The organism is Flavobacterium sp. B330r, assembly GCF_056824325.1.
Genome location: NZ_CP124860.1, coordinates 4,498,358 through 4,516,720 on the forward strand (window position 1 = coordinate 4,498,358; position 18,363 = coordinate 4,516,720).

14 protein-coding genes are annotated in these 18,363 nt (G+C 35.2%); 8 read left to right on the forward strand and 6 right to left on the reverse strand.

The window, feature by feature from the left end:
• The first annotated feature begins 65 nt into the window (after positions 1 to 65).
• From QLQ95_RS19980 to QLQ95_RS20000, 5 genes are all read left to right on the forward strand, one after another.
• On the forward strand, positions 66 to 701 hold the full coding sequence (locus tag QLQ95_RS19980) for a hypothetical protein (protein ID WP_095929164.1): 636 nt from the start codon (positions 66 to 68) through the stop codon (positions 699 to 701).
• Positions 702 to 863: 162 nt separating this feature from the next.
• A complete protein-coding gene (locus QLQ95_RS19985) occupies positions 864 to 1,307 on the forward strand; it encodes a hypothetical protein (RefSeq protein WP_095929165.1) in 444 nt (147 codons plus the stop codon).
• 658 nt (positions 1,308 to 1,965) lie between these two features.
• Positions 1,966 to 5,157, forward strand: a complete 3,192-nt coding sequence (locus QLQ95_RS19990; protein ID WP_482501349.1) for a SusC/RagA family TonB-linked outer membrane protein — start codon at positions 1,966 to 1,968, stop codon at positions 5,155 to 5,157.
• Between the two features lie 12 nt (positions 5,158 to 5,169).
• A complete protein-coding gene (locus QLQ95_RS19995; protein ID WP_482501351.1) occupies positions 5,170 to 6,594 on the forward strand; it encodes a SusD/RagB family nutrient-binding outer membrane lipoprotein in 1,425 nt (474 codons plus the stop codon).
• Positions 6,595 to 6,921: 327 nt separating this feature from the next.
• Complete coding sequence (locus tag QLQ95_RS20000; protein WP_482501353.1) at positions 6,922 to 7,851, forward strand: NAD-dependent epimerase/dehydratase family protein; 930 nt, start codon at positions 6,922 to 6,924, stop codon at positions 7,849 to 7,851.
• A 90-nt stretch (positions 7,852 to 7,941) separates the two neighbouring features.
• On the opposite strand, the gene QLQ95_RS20005 is transcribed toward QLQ95_RS20000, so the two are convergent.
• The 5 genes from QLQ95_RS20005 to QLQ95_RS20025 form a co-directional block, all read right to left on the reverse strand.
• Entirely contained in the window at positions 7,942 to 8,712 is a 771-nt protein-coding gene (locus tag QLQ95_RS20005) for an alpha/beta hydrolase (RefSeq protein ID WP_482501355.1), read from the reverse strand.
• 8 nt (positions 8,713 to 8,720) lie between these two features.
• Positions 8,721 to 9,260: a hydrolase gene (locus QLQ95_RS20010; protein WP_482501357.1), complete on the reverse strand. Its 540-nt coding sequence runs from the start codon at positions 9,258 to 9,260 to the stop codon at positions 8,721 to 8,723.
• 103 nt (positions 9,261 to 9,363) lie between these two features.
• The gene (locus QLQ95_RS20015; RefSeq protein WP_482501359.1) at positions 9,364 to 10,377 is read right to left on the reverse strand and encodes an alpha/beta hydrolase; all 1,014 of its coding nucleotides are present in this window, start codon (positions 10,375 to 10,377) and stop codon (positions 9,364 to 9,366) included.
• A 49-nt stretch (positions 10,378 to 10,426) separates the two neighbouring features.
• Positions 10,427 to 11,170 carry a hypothetical protein gene (locus QLQ95_RS20020; protein ID WP_427873626.1) on the reverse strand — a complete coding sequence of 248 codons (744 nt, stop codon included), beginning with the start codon at positions 11,168 to 11,170 and terminating at the stop codon, positions 10,427 to 10,429.
• Between the two features lie 349 nt (positions 11,171 to 11,519).
• Entirely contained in the window at positions 11,520 to 13,421 is a 1,902-nt protein-coding gene (locus tag QLQ95_RS20025) for a sensor histidine kinase (protein WP_482501361.1), read from the reverse strand.
• 316 nt (positions 13,422 to 13,737) lie between these two features.
• On the opposite strand from QLQ95_RS20025, the gene QLQ95_RS20030 reads away from it, so the two are divergent.
• Positions 13,738 to 14,574, forward strand: a complete 837-nt coding sequence (locus QLQ95_RS20030; RefSeq protein ID WP_320493663.1) for an alpha/beta fold hydrolase — start codon at positions 13,738 to 13,740, stop codon at positions 14,572 to 14,574.
• Positions 14,575 to 14,741: 167 nt separating this feature from the next.
• Here QLQ95_RS20030 and QLQ95_RS20035 read toward each other — a convergent pair whose 3' ends face one another.
• A complete protein-coding gene (locus tag QLQ95_RS20035) occupies positions 14,742 to 15,422 on the reverse strand; it encodes a metal-dependent hydrolase (protein ID WP_428237399.1) in 681 nt (226 codons plus the stop codon).
• Between the two features lie 492 nt (positions 15,423 to 15,914).
• On the opposite strand from QLQ95_RS20035, the gene QLQ95_RS20040 reads away from it, so the two are divergent.
• Positions 15,915 to 17,369, forward strand: a complete 1,455-nt coding sequence (locus tag QLQ95_RS20040; protein ID WP_482501364.1) for a TolC family protein — start codon at positions 15,915 to 15,917, stop codon at positions 17,367 to 17,369.
• Positions 17,370 to 18,362, forward strand: coding sequence for an HlyD family secretion protein (locus tag QLQ95_RS20045; RefSeq protein ID WP_320493660.1), 993 nt, complete (start codon positions 17,370 to 17,372; stop codon positions 18,360 to 18,362).
• The last annotated feature ends 1 nt before the right edge of the window (position 18,363 follow it).

An 18,363-nucleotide genomic window follows, 5' to 3' on the forward strand; every position in this document is an offset into this window, starting at 1 on the left:
TATAGATTTGTAAAAATCTAATACAGTTTTTCAAAAAATAATTGAGAAATAATATATAATAAGGCATGAAATCGGTTACTTCATTTTTTTTACTTCTAATGTTTGTTTGTTCAAGTTCGTATTCGCAATTGAGTTCAGACAAAATATTTGAAAGTTTTAAGCAAGGTGAACGTACAAATTGTTCATCGATAGCATTTATTAAAGCTTCTTTAAATGTGTACGGATTGGATAATCTATTTGAAAGCGAAAAACTACACAATAATTCTTATAGGATTACGCTAAAAAACAATGCAACCTTTAATTTGGATAGCAGCGAAGTTACTAAAGCTAGAAAATCTGCGGGTTTTGTTTATATTAAAGATAATTGTGACAGCGAAAAAATACGCGATTATGCTGTTTTAACGTATGCTGTTATGGCAAAATACATGCAGATTATCGATAAAGAACCCACTTTTGAGAAAGCCTTAGAAGAATTGGAAGAAGGCACTGTATACACTCCAACCATCTACAAATATTTAGGATTTAAATTAGGCAAACAAATTCAGAAATTAAAAAGAGAATCTGGAAGCGAATATTGCGGAGTTGTAGCTTGGTCAAAAGCTCATGCTGTTTTTGTCTGCGAAGATTTTATGGATTACTACGGAAACAAAAAAAGCATTTGGATCAAATATCCAGGGCGTTTTAGAATCATTAAGTCTTAAAAAAGAACGATTGGAATATCGTAATTTGTAGGCGTTTTATTTCTATTTTGCTAATAATATTAAAAGATTATTATAATTTTAGTAAAAAGGACTTCTAAAAATTGCATTTTAAGTTAATTTATATATTTTTGTTTTTATTCAAGAACCAAATCTATTAAGAAAATGAAGAGTAAAATTATTTTATTATGTGCACTTTTCTTCTTGACGACTGCCGCTGTTTCTGCACAGGCAAAAAACGCACCAAGAAGTATCATTAGTACAACAGCTTTAATCCGTAAATACCACGATCAAAAAGAATTAAGCGGTATGCAAAAAGGAGAGCTTTTAGAATTGTACATTGAACGTATTAAAGTTTTAGTAAAAACACTTCCTTACATTGCTTTGGTTACTAAGCCAGGTGTTACAATGGCAGATCTAGGTATTCCTGATACAGCTGACAATAAAAAAATATTAGATGGTCAGGCGTTAGGTACAACTAGTTTCTTAGATACTACAGTAGAATTTCAGAGAAAAATGATGCCTTACTCAGATAAAGGAAATCTTATTGCAGCCATTTTATTTTATGAAACTACATTGAAATCGCTACACGAATTCAACGAGCTATAATAAGTTAGAAATACAAAAAATAGAAACTCCAAGGTCTTATGATCTTGGAGTTTTTTTTTGGTTTAAACTTTCCGGAATTGGAATTTAAAATAGCCAAAAAGGTTCTCTAATTTTAAGATTTTAGTACAATTCTTATAAAACCATAAAAGCGGCTATTTTTTATAACTTATTTGTTTTTAGTTATTTATGCTCGTCTGTTTAAAAAGGTTAACATTTTTTTTGCAAAAAGTTTAATTAAAATTTGGGGAATACTATTTTTAATTTACTTTTGTTCTATCAAATTAGTAGAGTTTAAAATATAAGTTAAAAGCCAGAGATTAGAACCACGATATTTCATTCCAAAATAAGCAAAAAGCATTCGGCAGTTTTCGTCCTTATGCATTCTACGGTTAAAAGTCCTCTTTTTTAATTCATTATAAATTTTAAGAAGTACAACAATCCCGAATAGGGGTTAAAATTTTATAGGCCAATTTAAAAGAATAGTAATCCAAAAAAAAGTAAAAATGAAAAAACGAATGTGCTGCAGATAAAAAGAAAAAACCATTTCTGTTGCAGCAGAAATGGTAGAAGCTTAAAAGAAATTGTCATCTCTAAAAGGAAAGCTAGAATAGCATAAAGCTGTCTAGACTCGCCTTATTTATTAAACTAAAACAAAGTAATGAAAATAAAACTAAAAAGATATGCTTGGCTATGTATTTTCTTGATTTCCATAGGAGTTAAAGCTCAAGAAACAAAGCCGCTAATTCAGTCTAAACTGGAAGGAACAGTTGTCGATGCCGTTACAAAAGAGCCTATTATTGGGGCTTCGGTAACGATTCAAGGAACTACACATGGTGTTATTACAGATACAGATGGAAAATTTTATTTCCAAACAGGACAAAAATTCCCTTATGTACTTTTAGTTAGTTATTTAGGATATAAAAAACAAGAAGTTGTAGTAAACAAAAACGATATTACGATCGATCTTACTGAAGAACAAAACGCTTTATCTGAAGTGGTGGTTACAGCACTTGGGATTTCAAAAGAAAAGAAATCTTTAGGATATACAACTCAATCAGTAAAAGGAAAAGAATTGGCAACTACCAAAGAAACCAACTTCTTGAATGCTCTTTCTGGTAAAGTAGCGGGTGTGCGTATTACCAATTCACAAGGAGATATGGGATCTTCTCGTATTATTATTCGTGGAGAAACCTCTATTGCAGGAAACAACCAACCGCTTTTTGTGGTAGACGGTGTTCCTGTAGACAACTCACAATTGAATTTTGGTGGGGCTACTCGTGATTTCAGAAATGCAATTGCCGATTTGAATCCACAGGATATTGAAACTTTGACTGTTTTAAAAGGACCAAATGCCGCTGCTCTTTACGGATCGCGTGCTGCTCATGGTGTTGTACTTATTACGACAAAATCAGGAAAAGGGCAAAAAGGAGGATTTGGTGTTACTTTTAATACTGGTCTAACTGTTTCTCAAGTGGCTACTTTGCCTTCTTTCCAAAACACTTTTGGGCAAGGTTCTAACGGAAGATTCAGCTACGTAGACGGAAAAGGTGGAGGAGTTAATGATGGTGTTGATGAAAGCTGGGGACCAAGAATGGACGGACGCCTTATTCCGCAATTTTACTCTAAAGGAGAAGCTGTTCCTTTTGTTGCGCACCCAAATAATGTGAAAGATTTCTTCAATACAGGACTTACTTATGATAATAGTGTTTCTATTGCAAAAGCTAACGATAAATCAGATTTCCGTTTAGGTGTAAACAATCAAAAACAGCTTGGAACTGTACCAAACAGTGAAATCAACAAAACAAACTTTTCTATTAATACTAATTATCAGATTTCTGAAAGTGTAAAAGTTGGGGTTAATGCCAATTATATCGCTACAAATGCCCCTCAATTGCCAGGTGGTCCATCTGGTGGTCGTGCGGCTGGTGTAATGCTTCAGTTTCTTTGGTTCGGACGTCAGGTTGATATTAATGAATTGGAAAAAGATAGAAATACCAACTGGAATAACAGCTATTATAGCAACCCATATTGGAATGCCTATTACAATACAACAAGCCAACAGCGTAACCGTTTAATTGGAGATATCCATTTAGACGCGAAATTGGCTGAAGGATTAAACTTCAGATTCCGTACAGGAGTTGATTATTATAACGATAGAAGAAAATATACTATTAAATATGGTACAAATGGAACTCCTTTCGGATCGTACGCAGAAGATGCTTACACTGTAAATGAGCAAAATACTGAGGGTATATTTCAATATACAAAACAGCTTAATGATGATTTTACTGTAGATGCACTTGCGGGATTCAACATTCGTAACCATAGCGATGCCAACAACTATCAGAAAGCGCCACGTTTAGCGGTTCCAGATTTGTATACTTTAACAAACTCTAGAGATCCGTTAACATCATCAAACTCATTATCTAGATTGAGAGTTTACAGTGCTTACGCTTCTGCTCAGTTTGGTTTTAGAAATTATGCTTTCTTGAACGTTACGGCCCGTAATGACTGGTCTTCTACATTACCAAGCAGCAATCGTTCTTATTTCTACCCATCTATTAACGGTAGTGTGGTTTTAACAGATGCATTAAATATTAAGAGCAGTACATTAGATTTCTTAAAGCTTCGTGGAGGATGGTCTGAAGTAGGTAACGATGCAGATCCGTACCAATTGGCTACAGTTTATAATTTCCAAACTGCTTTTGACGGAAATCCGATCCAGACTTCTTCTCAAAGAAAACTGAATGAAAATTTGAAGCCAGAAACGACACGTTCTACTGAAGTAGGTGGTGAAGCTTCTTTCTGGAAAAACAGACTTCATTTTGATATCGCGTATTACAATACCAATAGTTTTGACCAGATATTAGAAATCAAAACTACAGCAGCAAGCGGTTATACTTCGCAGTTAATCAATGCAGGTAAAATTAATAACCAAGGTATTGAAATACAGTTAGACGGAAATCCTGTGCAAACAGAAAACTTTAAGTGGAATGTTGCGGTGAATTATTCTAAAAATAAAAGTAAAGTAGAAATTCTAGATTACGCAGGAGATATTAAAAACTATACGATTGGTTCTTCTGGAGGTGTAGATGTATTGGCATCTGTAGGGCAAGCTTATGGCGCGCTTTACGGAACAGCTTACGAGCGTGATGCAAGCGGAAATATTGTAGTAGGAGCAAATGGTCTTCCAAAAGCAGATCCGACAAAAAAAGTATTAGGACATTATACTCCAGATTATTTAGCTGGTCTTACAAATACTTTGACTTACAAAAATCTTGAGCTTTCTTTCCTTGTTGATGCTAGTGTTGGTGGAGAACTTTTCTCAGGAACAAACAGAACAGGTAACTATACAGGTGTTTTAGCACAGACGCTTCCAGGTCGTGGTGCTGAAAATGGCGGTTTAAGCTACTATTATCCGGGAAACAATACCGCTAATCCGAAAACTTTGGTAACAGGCGGAGCAGCTCCAGGTGGTGCAACGATTTATGATGATGGAATGATTTTCGGAGGTGTGTTTGCAGACGGAACTCCTAATAATAAAGTGATTAGCGCACAAGAATATTATAAAGCATCATACAATATTAGTGAAGCTTACATCTATAGTTCAACTTTCGTAAAAATGAGAGAGATAAAACTTACTTATAATTTTAATAAAAAGCTGATTAAAAAACTAGGATTAGAAGGAGCAAGCGTTACTGCTGCTGGCCGTAACTTATTCTTTATCTACAAAGATGCTCCAAATATTGACCCAGAAACGGCTTTCAATACTGGAAATGCGCAAGGATTGGAAAGTTTGGCTTTACCAACAACTAGAAATTTCAGTTTAAACCTTAACGTTAAATTTTAAAAACTCGGAATCATGCTAAAAAAACTATCATATACAATACTGTTTGCATTGACACTGAGCTCTTGCAGTGATACTTTGGACGATATTAATAAAAATCCAAATGCAACTGAAACCCCGCTTGCACCATATCTTTTAACAGGTACCTTAAAGCAAAGTGCCGATTTGTACTGGGGAGATGCAAATAACTTTAACTCGACTTTGCTGTTTGTGCAGCATTGGGCTAAAATTCAATATACAGAACCAGATCGTTACGATGTTTCTAATGCTTCTTTCACGTCATTGTGGGATAAGGGATATTCGACTCTAATTACAGATTTGAATACGATTATAAAATTTCCAGATGCTCAGGCAAATTCTAACTATAAAGGTATCGCCTTAACGCTACGTTCATGGACCTTTTTATTGCTGACAGATGCTTACGGAAGTATTCCGTACAAAGAAGCGGGTCAAAATGTAACGCCTGCATATAACACACAAAAAGAAGTATACACAGGATTGCTTGACGATTTAAAACAAGCGCAATCTTTGTTAAATCCAGCAAATGGTTCTGTTACGGGTGATTTGGCTTACAAAGGTGATATCTTGAAATGGAAAAAACTGGTAAACTCACTTCGTTTGCGTATTGCGCTGAGAATTTCAGACAAAGAACCAGGTTTGGCAAAACTAGCAGCTATAGACGCTACAAGCGATGCAGGAGGATTAATTGGTAGTAATTCCGAAACCTTTCAATTTGTATATACCAGTTCGCCACAGCAAAATCCAGCTTCGGCTTGGTTTGAAACTAGAGATGATTTCCGTATTTCAAAAACTATGGTCGATCAATTATATGCATTGTCTGATCCTCGTTTGCCTGTTTTTGCACAATTGCCTTCAGATGCAAGTGTAGGAAAATATGTTGGAGGTGCAAACGGATTATCAAATAGTGATGCCAATAGCCAAGGTTTTGCTAAAACATCAAAACCAGGAACTTATTTCTTAACATCGGCTTCTCCAGCGGTAATTGCTTCTTATTCAGAAACATTATTTAATCTTGCAGAAGCAGCAGCCCGCGGATATATTTCGGGAGATGCAGAACAGTATTATAAAAATGCTATTACAGCATCTTTGAACCAGTTCGGAATTACGAATGCGACTACGATTTCAACTTATTTAGATCAAGCAAGTGTGAAATATGATGCATCAAATTATGCTAAATCTATTGGTACACAAAAATGGATTTCTTTTTTCGGACAAGGTTTAGATGCTTTTACAGAATGGAGAAGATTGGATTATCCAGTTCTTGCAGCTGGTCCTGCTACTGTTTTGGACGGAAAAATTCCTTCGCGTCTTTTCTATCCTGGTACAGAACAGTCATTAAACGGTGCTAGTTATCAAGCAGCTGTAGCCGAACAAGGAAAAGATTTATTGACAACCAAATTATGGTTTGATGTAAAATAAAAAAATGTTGTTGTTTTTTTGAGTTAAAAAAAGCCCTGTATCTTGATTGATACAGGGCTTTTGTTTTCGCATTTTCTTATTTAAATTTAAAAAAGTAAAAAAAGTCATAGAATCCAGTAACAAAACTTTCTCTAATTTTACTAATAATAAACACAGAAAAAATGGTATGTTTTTTTGTTGTAATTTAGAAATAAATTAACTGATTTATAGGTTCTAGAATAGCAATAAAGTAGAATATAAATGAGTTAGAGTTTATGAGACTTGCTACAATTTCTACAGTAAATACAAGTGTCAGAAAAAACAAAGCAATTTAAAAAGTTAAGCAGTATGCAAACTATATTAGGAGCCAACGGACAGATTGGAGAAGAATTGGCAAGAGAATTAAAAAGAAATTATACCTCAGATATACGAATTGTAAGCCGTAAAGCACAAAAAGTAAATGATACAGATTCCGTTTTTTCGGCAGATTTAACCATTAAAGAAAAAGCAATAGAAGCCGTCAAAGGTAGTGAAATAGCTTATTTTACATTAGGACTTCCGATGGATACTGACTTATGGGAAAAACAGTTTGTGCTGATTTTAAGAAATGTTATTGAAGCCTGTAAAATCAATAAAACGAAATTGGTCTTTTTTGATAATACCTATATGTATCCACAAGACAGCAGAGTGCTTACCGAAGAAACGGCCTTTGAACCTGTCGGCAGAAAGGGAGAAATTAGAAAAGAAATGGCAGAAATGGTGCTAAGCGAAATAAAAGCGGGACAATTGGAAGGCGTAATCTGTCGTGCACCTGAATTTTATGGACCTGCCAAAACGCAGAGCATTACCAATACTTTAATCTTTAATGCTATTAAAAAAAATAAAAAACTAAAAGTTCCTTTGAAAGACTCTAAAAAAAGAAGTCTAATTTGGACACCAGACGCAAGCCGTGCCACAGCTTTAATAGGCAATACACCAGATGCTTTTGTGCAGACTTGGCATTTGCCAGTCGATGAAAGCCATCTTAATTATAAAGAATTCATTGCCTTAGCTTCTGAAATATATGGGAGAGAACTAAAATATAAAGTTATTCCAAAGTTTGTTTTTACCATTGGTGCATTTTTCAGTAAACAAGCAAAAGAACTCCAAGAATTGCTTCCAAGATATGAGCATGCCAATGTTTTTGATGATTCAAAATTTAGAAAGCGTTTTCCAGATTTTGCTGTAACAAGCTATAGAAACGGAATTGAAGAAATAAAAAAGGAGCAGCAATTTTAATCAGAATGATGGTTTGAAAGAAAATTAAAAATGCTAAATCCAAAAGATCTAGCATTTTTATATATTTTTTAAAGTCGAAATATATAATTTCTATAACGATTCATACCAATCTAAAATATAATCGGCAACACTTTCCCAGCCCGGTTCTCCGCAAATAAAATGGCTTTTGCCATCAAATATTTTTAGATCGACACGACCTGCATTTTCTTTGTATCGGCTGGCAATTGTCTCTGTTAAATTAGGAGGGAAGATATGGTCGTTTCCGCCGCCAATAAACAAAATAGGTTCGTGCGGTTTTTTGAAATTGATATTAGAGAAAGAATTCAAAACCAATTCTCTGCTGACTTTATAGCTTTCAGGCACTGCGAATTTCTCAAAAGCAATGCTTTTTTGCGATTCTGGAATGGTATTAAAAAAAGCATAATCATACCATTTTCTACTTCCCATAAAATATTTGCTTGTAGAGAAAAAACCAAAAGCCGGTATTACTGTTTTTAAGGTTTGAAATGGCGGAAACACATTTTTTGGAGGCGCTCCATCAATGCTTACTCCAGCTGTTACTTTACCTAATTCAACCAGTTTTAAGGTAGCCATACCAGCCATAGAATGTCCAATTACCAAAGGCTTTTCGGGTAAAGTGTCTATTAATTTGCTGATGGCCGTAACAATATCTATAAATCCAGTTTTGGTAAGATCAGGATGCACTCTTGCTCTCAATTCGGCAGGAACACCTTCGTGTCCTGGATTTGCGGGAGTATAAACCGTATATCCTTTTTGTTCATAGTACTTTTTCCATTCTGTCCACGTTTTGTCGTTCACAAAATTTCCATGAATGAGTACAATAGTTTTCGATTTTGACATGATTCTTTTTATTTGATTAATGTTAGAATTTCTTTAAAAATTTCCCGTCTCGAATCTTTTACAAGTTCATAAAGGCACATTTCGACATTGGTTAATGAAGCTCCTTTGTGCTGCAGTTTTTGCAAAGCAATTGCAATACTTTCTTCTGATCGGGAAGAAATACAATTGGCTACAACTTCGACTTCAAAATTATAGGCCAATAATCCTATTGCCGTTTGATACACACAGATATGAGCTTCTATACCGCAGATTAACCACTGCTTTCTACCAGAATCTATAATCGCCTGTTTAAAAGTTTCGTTATCCAATGCATTGAAAGAAAACTTCTCAATTGGTTTCTGATCCTGAAATAGCTTTTCTAATTCAGGTATCGTTGCGCCAAGTCCTTTTGGGTTTTGTTCGGCCCAAATTATCGGAATTGAAAGTAATTGACAGCCTCGAATAAGTTTTTCCAAATTAGCGGTTAGCTTTTCGCTGTTGTGCACCATTCGAGCCAGTTTTCCTTGAACATCAATTACAATCAATCCAGTTTTTTCTTGTACAAGCATAACGACTTCTTTTTATTGTTTTTGAGAATTAAATTTACAAATTTATTTTCTTGTAAAACATTTAATTACAGGTTGTTATGTTTGTTTTGTTCAAGGATTAATCTTACTTCAGATATTTCTTAAGTTCTGCTGCGGCTTGAATAAAGAGTGCTTTTGTCTGCGGGATTTCAGCCAAACCATTCAATAACCCGAAATCGTGAATGACGTCGTTGTAGCGAACAGTTGTAACGACAACTCCAGCATCACTCAATTTACGTCCGTAAGCTTCTCCTTCATCTCTCAAAATATCATTTTCGGCAACTTGAATCAAAGTAGGAGGCAAGCCTTTCAGCTGAGATAAATTGGCTTGCAGTGGCGAAGCGTATATTTCTTTTCTTTTGGAAGGATCTACGTATTGATCCCACATCCATTTCATTAAAGAATCGGTCAGAAAGCGCTGTTTGCCATAGAGTTTATACGATTCTGTTTTAAAATTAGCATCGGTTACAGGCCAGAAAAGAATCTGCACTTTATAGAGTGGCGTTCCTTTTTCTTTAGCCATCAAAGCACTCGCTGTAGCCAGATTTCCACCTGCACTATTGCCCACGATTCCTAATTTGCTTCCATCCACATTGATTTCGCTTCCATGCGCCGAAATCCATTTTGCAGCTGCATAAACCTCGTTTATAGGCTGAGGATATTTGTGTTCTGGAGCCAGAGAATAATTGACAAAAACGCCCACATAACCCGTTAAAACGCTTAAATCTCTAACCATTCTTTTGTGCGTAGGATAATCGCCCAGCACCCAACCACCGCCATGAATGAACATAAAAACAGGCAGTTTTCCTTTCGCGCCAGCGGGACGAACAATATTCAGCTTGATTTTATAACCGTCAGCTGTAATTTCTTTTTCAGATTCTTCAATTCCAGACAAATCAACTTTAAAAGCATTTTGTGCGCCAACCAATACATTTCGGGCATCTGCAACCGGAAGCGATTCTAATGGAGCTCCTCCAGAATTTAGAGGTTTTAAAAAGGCTTTTACAGCTGGAGTCAAATGCGGATCTGTAGCATAATCGCCTTGCGCATAACCTTTTGTTGTTAAAGTGTTTAAAATTATATAAGGAATAAAGATCATTTTTAAGAGAATTGATTTTTTTATTGTGTTTAAGCTTTAGAATTATGTTTTATTTTACAGAATAAGGCAATGAAAGATTTCCGCTGGCAACAGTGTAAACTTTGTATACCCCGAGCATTGGCTTAGAACCTTCAGAATCATGTGAACCCCCAGCGCCTGTGCTAACTTCCATATAGCAGCTGACAGCATCAAACTTAAAATTGGTTTTGTTGTTGATTCTAAAATCGGGTACGATTACTTTTATAGAATTTCCTTTAGCCACGATATTAAAACCAGGACTATCCATATACATTGCCATTCCAGGATTTGTTGGAGGAAGAACCACATTTGGATCTCCTTTTGTAAACTCTCTAACCGAAAGTCCGCCGGCAACACGTTTGTCTTCCACTAGCAAAACCCAGTGGGCATGCCAGATTAAACCGTCATTTAGATAATTTCCGTCAAGATTTTCATCCCAAAGCGGAGTGTCTTCAAAATCGGGATGAGAAGTAAGCGCAAGTGCTACTATTCCTTCGGCTTGACCGAAACCAATATCAGAAGATTTTAAAGTAGTCGGAAAAACATAGGCCAAAACTGGCGCACCATTTAACTGACCCACTGGTTTAGGCATTGTTTTTCCAGCAGTTCCTTCTACTTTAATGTCCCAAACCGTAAGCCCTAAATCTGCTTTATGAGTTATTGTAGCCGATTTTATTTTAAAATCACTGTTATTGTAGGAACTGCATTTATCGCAGGCTTTTGCAGCGCTAAAATTTAGAAATAAAATGATGATTAGCAATATTGATTTTTTCATAATAAATTGGTTTTTAAGGGTTAACTTTCCTAGAAAACCAATTTATATGCCATGGCAATAAAAGCTTTAATAATAAGGTTTTAGCGCTTTTTATGAAGATTAAAAGCGCTATATTTCGCTAAACCCATTTCGATTCGTGAGATTTCGCTACAAAAGAAATAAGCATTGTAGTGTGATACTAAACACATAGAGACATAGTTTAAAGTGTTGACCTTGAACTAGAAAAGGCATTTTACTAATTTAAAAACACATAGTTATCTATGTTTAGAAACTTGTTTCTTTTGCCTTCTTTCAGATACAAACAAAACTATGTTTCTATGTGTTGAAATTAATTGTATCCAATAGAAAACTATCTTCTTTTTTCATTGATTGGAAACTCTTTAGAGAATTCTATTTTAAGAATTGTTCCGTTATTGTTTTCCATCGAAAAAGCCGCATCCAAATCATCGCTGAGACCTCTTATTAGACTTAAGCCAAACGAATTGATTTTTTTGTTGCTAATGTTTGCATCAAAGCCCACTCCGTTATCGGCAATAGTCAGCAGGTATTTGTCTTCGGTTGTCGCTTGGAGCGTAACATAGATCATTCCTGTTCTGTTGTCTGGAAAAGCGTATTTTATTGAATTGGTAATCGCTTCGTTTAAAATAAGCCCAAGCGGAACGGCCTGTGCAACATCTAATTCGAGCGGATCAATTTTAAGTTCAAACCGAATGCGTTGCCCAAGCGAGAAAGATTCTCTCAGATATTCGACCAATTCTTTGATGTAATTGGGCATATTGATCGTCGAAATATTCTCGGAACTATATAGTTTTTGATGAATCAACGACATAGAATGAATGCGATGCTGACTGTTTTTAATGGCCGACAACGCCATATCGTTCTCCAAATAAGCCGATTGCGAATTAAGAAGACTTATGACGGTTTGAAGATTGTTTTTTACGCGGTGATGGATTTCTTTCAAAAGCCATTCTTTTTCATCTAGCAAATGTCTAAGATTAATGTTCTTTTGATTGATTTCTTTTTCTTTAAATTCCAATTCAGCATTCGTTCTCTGTTTAAGGCGGTATCGATTGTATAATAAACCAAGAAAAAGAGCCAATAAAACCAAACTCCAGATGGAAAGCGTATTTAATAATTTTGATTTTTTTAAAGCCGTTTGCTGTAAATCGGTTTCTTTGTCTAATTGTTTGATTTTTTGTTCTTTATTTTCTGTTTCATATTGAATTCTAAGCTCTTCAATTTGTTTGTTTTTAGAATAATCTAAAAGTGAATCACTGAATTTTTTATACAATTTATGATGTACCAAAGCCGATTTAAAATCCCCATTTAGCGAATCCAATTTATACAAAGACATTTCCAACGCTTCTGAGTTGTAGTTCTTGCCATATTTTTTAGAAAGCGCTTCGACTTTATCAATATAAAATTTTGTTTTGGGCAGATTTTGTCGATTTGCATAAAATAGAGCAATAGACGAATAAGTATTGCAGAGATCTCGATAAGTCTGTGGCGAATCTAAAGCATCTGCAGCTTCTCCGGCTTTTATAAAATACTTTTCGGCTGTGCCATAATTTTTAATTCGCCAATAACAATTTGCGTAGGCAAAATTCATAATCATGTTATCAAATTTATTTGGAGGCGGATAATGGCTGGTAATAGAATTCATATATTCTATGGCTTCTTTGTTTTTTCCTTTGGCAGACAAAGAGGCTGTAGCCGTGATGAAACTTTTGTACCAGCTGCCACTGCTAAAAACATTTTGCCCGTATTTTATGCTTTTTTCAGCCATTTTCATGGCATCATCGGTATGTCCCATCTGCAAATACATTAAACCTAGACGCATATAAAAAATATCTGCAAAAGTGTAATCTTTGGTAGATTCCATTGTTTGCACACTCTTTAGAGCATAATACAAAGCACTTTTCATGTTAAACTGAACGGCTTCTATATGGGCAATTGTAGTTTCTCCAAATTGCTGCTGTCTGAAGCCGATTTTTCGCATATCGGCAATATTTTGATAGAGTATTTTTTTTGCATCGTTTATTTTTCCGTGCCAGAAATAAATGGTGCACAAGTTGGCTTTGGTTTCCAATCTTTTTTCTTCAAAGCCCAATGTTTTAAACAAAGCTTCGGCTTCTTTTAGAATTTTCTCTTTTTCGGGATCTAAGTCGTATTGATAGCTCGCCTGATTGAATAATGCATGTGCCAGCGCCGCTTTATCGTTTTGTTTTCGGCATTCGTTTACGACTTGCAAACATAATCGTTTTTTTAGTAGATAAATACATCATATCGAAGCTGTTAGATTAATGTTTAGAAAAGAGTACTATTTCATTTACAAAAAACAAAAGGAATGCCTTTTTTATAAAGTATTGATTCTAAAAGAATTGTTTGTAAAAACAGATTTAGGAATTATTATATATCGTTAAAAAGAAGATTGGATTCTTGAAATATCATAATTCTTTAGCATACGAATAATCGTTAAATGCTTTATTGTTAGTGTTCTGCGTTTTGGTTTAATCTTTGTCTACTTGATGAAAACGAATATTGATTTCAATCTTTAACTTATAATTATGGAAAAAATTTATGACGCAGAGACACGTTTTGCCGATTTAGGCGATCGTAAAATTGCTTATCGTTCGTACGGCAAAGGAAAAGCAGTAATTTTTGTGAACCGTTTTAGAGGAACACTAGATACTTGGGATCCGTTGTTTGTTGCATCGATGGCAGAAAAGTTCAACGTTATCGTATTTGATTATTCTGGAATTGGCTCTTCTACAGGAAGTCTTGCTCCAGACATTACCGTTGTAGCCAAAGACGTAAAGGATTTGGCAGATGCCTTAAAATTAGATTCGGTTGTTGTTTTAGGATGGTCTTATGGTGGGTTGGTGGCACAGACGGCAACTTTGCTTTATCCTAATTTGGTAACGCATGCCGTTTTGGTGGGAACAAATCCGCCGGGAGAAAACAAAATTCCTATTGAGCAAGCATTTTTTGATGCCGCACTCAAACCTTTAAATGATTTTGATGATGAAATTGTGCTGTTTTTTGAACCAAAATCAGAATCAAGCCGTTTGGCAGCAAAAGCTTCGCACGATAGAATTCATAAAAAGATAGCCGTAGATAAAATTCCTTCTACAATGGATGTTTTTCAATTGTATTTTGGCGGAGGAGATACTTTTAGAGAAGATGCTTTAAACTTTAGAGAACAATTGAAAAAGACCAAAACTCCTATTTTAATCATTTCTGGAGATCATGATATCAGTTTTGCTGTAGACAATTGGTATTCGATTATCAATCAAATGACAAATGCGCAAATGATTGTGTATTCGGCAACTGGGCACGGACCTCAGCATCAATATCCGGAACTTACCGCGCAATACATCATTAATTTTGTGGAATACATATAATTTGAAGTTCATCAGCAGAACTTCATTATATGCAAAAGGAATAGTGTCAGCAGCTATTCCTTTTTTTTATGAAAAAAAATGGTGTTGTTTTCTGTAGTCTTTTTTATAAAATGATATTTCGCTAAAACCCACATTTTAGCGAAATATAGCAAAGAAAAATAACCAATTTAAATCTCGATGGTTGTGTTTATTTTAGGCAGGAATAATTGAAAAGAAGCTTTGTTAAACTCTTCTAAAGCTTTCTGATGATCCATTACAATAAATCCGAAAGTATCGTAATGAACGCCTAATATTTTGTTTACCGCAACGAGTTTTGCGGCTTCAATAGCTTCTTCAATTCCCATAGTAAGTCCGTCGCCAATAGGGAAAACAGCGAAGTCAAGTTTGGTAAATTTAGGAATGAGCTGCATGTCTAAAGTTAGAGCCGTATCGCCGCTGTAATAGAAATTTCCATCTGCTGTTGTAAGTACAAAACCACACGCAATTCCGCCGTAAGAGCCATCTATAAAACTGCTAGGATGCTGGGCTATTACACATTTTATGGTTCCGAAATCAAAATCGAATTTTCCGCCTGGATTGATGGGATGTGCATTTTCGATTCCGTTTTTCAGTAGCCAATTATAGATTTCAAAATTTCCGAGCACTTTTGCGCCCGTATTTTTGGCAATTCGCTCTACATCGAGAATATGGTCATAATGCGCATGAGAGATAAAAATGTAATCTGCTTTTATAGCATCTACATCAACCTCTTTGGCTAATTCGTTTGGTGTAATAAAAGGATCGAAAAGAAGGTGTTTTCCGCCGGCATAAACAGAAAAACACGAATGTCCGTAGTAAGTAACTTTCATGGTAAAACGTTTTAAATCAGTTAATAATAATATTGGTTTTCAAGAAATGTGCCAGTGGGGAATGACGTTATAAAAGCAAAATTATTAAGAACTGTATTTAAACGTTCTAGCGGAGCAAAATATTTATAGAAGAATCTATTTCGCATCTACAAAAAAGCTCCAGAGGAGCGGCATAAAAATGGTTTTAGAGAAGGAGATTGCATTACGCTGATTTTCCGTAAATTAAAATAGCACTTATAAAATAAAATCTTTATCTTTAACTAGTTGGTATATTGGTTTATATATGATTTTTGCTGATATACTTTTTTTCGCTGTTTAAGTTAAGGACCCCAAATTTTCATAAACAGTCTATTCTAAATACATTCAAACCATTTCAGAATTTATCTGAATAATAAGTTTTTATTTCATTTCTATTTTATCCTGCAGTTTTTAATTAAACAGCAAAGAAGTCGCTAGTTAAAAGTAATTTCAATTCATAAGAATATTATATAGATGTACGTAAGACTAAGTTTTCTCAAACCTTTTATTTTGTTTTGTCTTTTTGTATCCTGCTTGGAAACAAAAGCGCAGACCACTTCTCTAGAAGAATGTTTTTCTATAGCACAGCAAAATAATATTACCATCAAACAGGCAAGATCTGCATTAAAGACAGGCGAATACAATCTTCAGGCAGAAAAGAAAGGCTATTTGCCTAAAGTAGATCTTTTATCGAGTTATTCTTATTTGAGCAGTCCGCTTACGATAAATCTACAGACCGTTAAAGACGGAATCGTTGAAGGTTCATCACAGCAAAGTGTGAATACGGCAAACGAAATTTATCATGAAATTACGGGAAACAACTTATCGCAGGCAGCGCAGGATCGTATTTATAATACTTCAAAAACAGTTATTGGCGGTATTTATCCAGACTATAATCCTAGTTTAAGCAAACAGTCTTATTTTGTTGCAGGAGTGGGAGTTCGTCAGCCTATTTTTCTGGGAAACAAAATAAACTCGAGTATAGATCTGGCTCAATCGGTTGCTAATTCGGCAGGAATTGGTGTTGAGATTGCCGCTAAAGAAGTTAATTTTTTAATTGCAGTGCAATATCTTAGAATATTATACCTCAACTCTTTAATCAAGAAACAAGAACAGATTGTAAGTGCTTTAGACAAAAATAAAAATTACGCCGAAGAATTGGTCAAGAATAAAATACTGCCTCCATACCAAAAGAACTGGACGAATGTGGTTTTAATTCAGGCGCAGACTCAGTATAACAATATCAAGATGGAAAAACAAAATGCCCATCTTGAGCTGAATAAACTGATGGGAGTTGATCTTGACGCTGCAATAGTGATTTCTGATACTTTAAAATATGCCGAAATCAATCTAGAGAAACCTATGAATGAGTATTGGCTTACAAACCCGGTTTACAGAATTGCAAACAACAAAATCTCTTATGCAGAAACTGCTGAAAAAATCAGTAAATCATTGGCTTTGCCTAACATTTTTGCCATTGGAAATTACAATTTATATCAGAAAGACTTACCCGTTTCTATTCCCGATTGGTTTGTAGGGCTGGAATTGCAATGGACTTTGTATAACGGACAGACCAATAAAAGGACTTTAGCCGCAAAACAGTTGATAGAAGAAGCGAAACTAGGAGAAGAGAATTCCAGTTTAATGCTTCAGGTGCAGTCGAGAGTGGCAAAGAACAAAATGACATCATTGCAAAATGATGTTATGGCTATGGATGCAGCGAGAAAGGAAGCCAATACGACAAGCAGTTTAATAACCAAGAGAATGAACAATCAGCTCTCGTCGCCAAAAGATGTTAATGATGCTTTATTGATAGAAACAGAAATAGAAAAAGGGTATTATACAGCTGTTTTAGGATACTATCTGGCATTAGCGGAATATTTTAATAGTTTAGGAAATCCAAGTCAAATAACGCAATTTATTAAATAGATGAAAGATATATTTAAAAACTACTGGGCGCTGATTATTCCAATCTTTGTAGTAATAGCAGGACTGATTTTTTTCTTAAAAGACAACAATAAAGAAGATGGCAATTTTATAGGAATGGTCGATGCAACCAGTGTAGATGTGGCGGCCGAATTTCCAGGCAGATTGGATTCGTTGCTTGTAAAACAGGGCGATACCGTAAAAACAGGACAATTGCTGGCTGTACTTCGATCTAACGAAATAAACGCCATAAAAGCACAGGCATTATCGGCAATTGATGCTGCAAAAGGACAGCAGGAGCTGCTTACGCAAGGAGCAAGACCAGAATTGATAGAAGCGACTTCTAAACTGTATCAAATCAGTCAAGAGCAATATAAATTGTTTAGCACGACTTATGACCGCATGGAACGTCTGTATAATGAAGATGTGATCTCGGGACAGGAAAAAGATGTTTTCTATTTTAAATTTCAAGCCGCAAAAAAGGAAATGGAAACCGCTCAGTTAAATCTGCAAATGCTCAAAAATGGTACAAGACCCGAATTGTTAAAAACCGCAAATGCCATCGTAAAACAAGCAGAACAAGCTTACGAACTAACAAAAGCACTTGGAGATAATACTAGAGTTTATGCTCCAGCAGACGGAGTAATTTCTAACTTGGTTACACATCAGGGTGAAATTATTTCTATTGGGTATCCGATTATGACCATAGAGAAAAAGAACTCAACGATAATTAAGTTTAATATCCGACAGGATAAATCCAATTTGCTTAAAGTGGGAAGCAAGACAGCAGTTAAAGTTCCAGGTTGCGAGCCCGAAACGTTTGATGCCGTTGTGCATTCTATTGCGCCTACCTTAGAATTTGCCAATTGGGTTCCGTCCAAAGATAAAGGAGAATTTGAATTGAGAACTTTTACAATAGAAGTGAAACCCGAAAACCTTGCACAGATTAAAGGCCTTCGTTCTGGTATGACTGCTTCTTTAATTCTTCCTCAATGAT

What these genes read in the sequence shown, in the direction of transcription:
- QLQ95_RS19980 (WP_095929164.1), top strand. Translation starts at nt 66, where the DNA reads ATGAAATCGGTTACTTCATTTTTTTTACTTCTAATGTTTGTTTGTTCA.
- QLQ95_RS19985 (WP_095929165.1), top strand. Translation starts at nt 864, where the DNA reads ATGAAGAGTAAAATTATTTTATTATGTGCACTTTTCTTCTTGACGACT.
- QLQ95_RS19990 (WP_482501349.1), top strand. Translation starts at nt 1,966, where the DNA reads ATGAAAATAAAACTAAAAAGATATGCTTGGCTATGTATTTTCTTGATT.
- QLQ95_RS19995 (WP_482501351.1), top strand. Translation starts at nt 5,170, where the DNA reads ATGCTAAAAAAACTATCATATACAATACTGTTTGCATTGACACTGAGC.
- QLQ95_RS20000 (WP_482501353.1), top strand. Translation starts at nt 6,922, where the DNA reads ATGCAAACTATATTAGGAGCCAACGGACAGATTGGAGAAGAATTGGCA.
- QLQ95_RS20005 (WP_482501355.1), bottom strand. Translation starts at nt 8,712, where the DNA reads ATGTCAAAATCGAAAACTATTGTACTCATTCATGGAAATTTTGTGAAC.
- QLQ95_RS20010 (WP_482501357.1), bottom strand. Translation starts at nt 9,260, where the DNA reads ATGCTTGTACAAGAAAAAACTGGATTGATTGTAATTGATGTTCAAGGA.
- QLQ95_RS20015 (WP_482501359.1), bottom strand. Translation starts at nt 10,377, where the DNA reads ATGATCTTTATTCCTTATATAATTTTAAACACTTTAACAACAAAAGGT.
- QLQ95_RS20020 (WP_427873626.1), bottom strand. Translation starts at nt 11,170, where the DNA reads ATGAAAAAATCAATATTGCTAATCATCATTTTATTTCTAAATTTTAGC.
- QLQ95_RS20030 (WP_320493663.1), top strand. Translation starts at nt 13,738, where the DNA reads ATGGAAAAAATTTATGACGCAGAGACACGTTTTGCCGATTTAGGCGAT.
- QLQ95_RS20035 (WP_428237399.1), bottom strand. Translation starts at nt 15,422, where the DNA reads ATGAAAGTTACTTACTACGGACATTCGTGTTTTTCTGTTTATGCCGGC.
- QLQ95_RS20040 (WP_482501364.1), top strand. Translation starts at nt 15,915, where the DNA reads ATGTACGTAAGACTAAGTTTTCTCAAACCTTTTATTTTGTTTTGTCTT.
- QLQ95_RS20045 (WP_320493660.1), top strand. Translation starts at nt 17,370, where the DNA reads ATGAAAGATATATTTAAAAACTACTGGGCGCTGATTATTCCAATCTTT.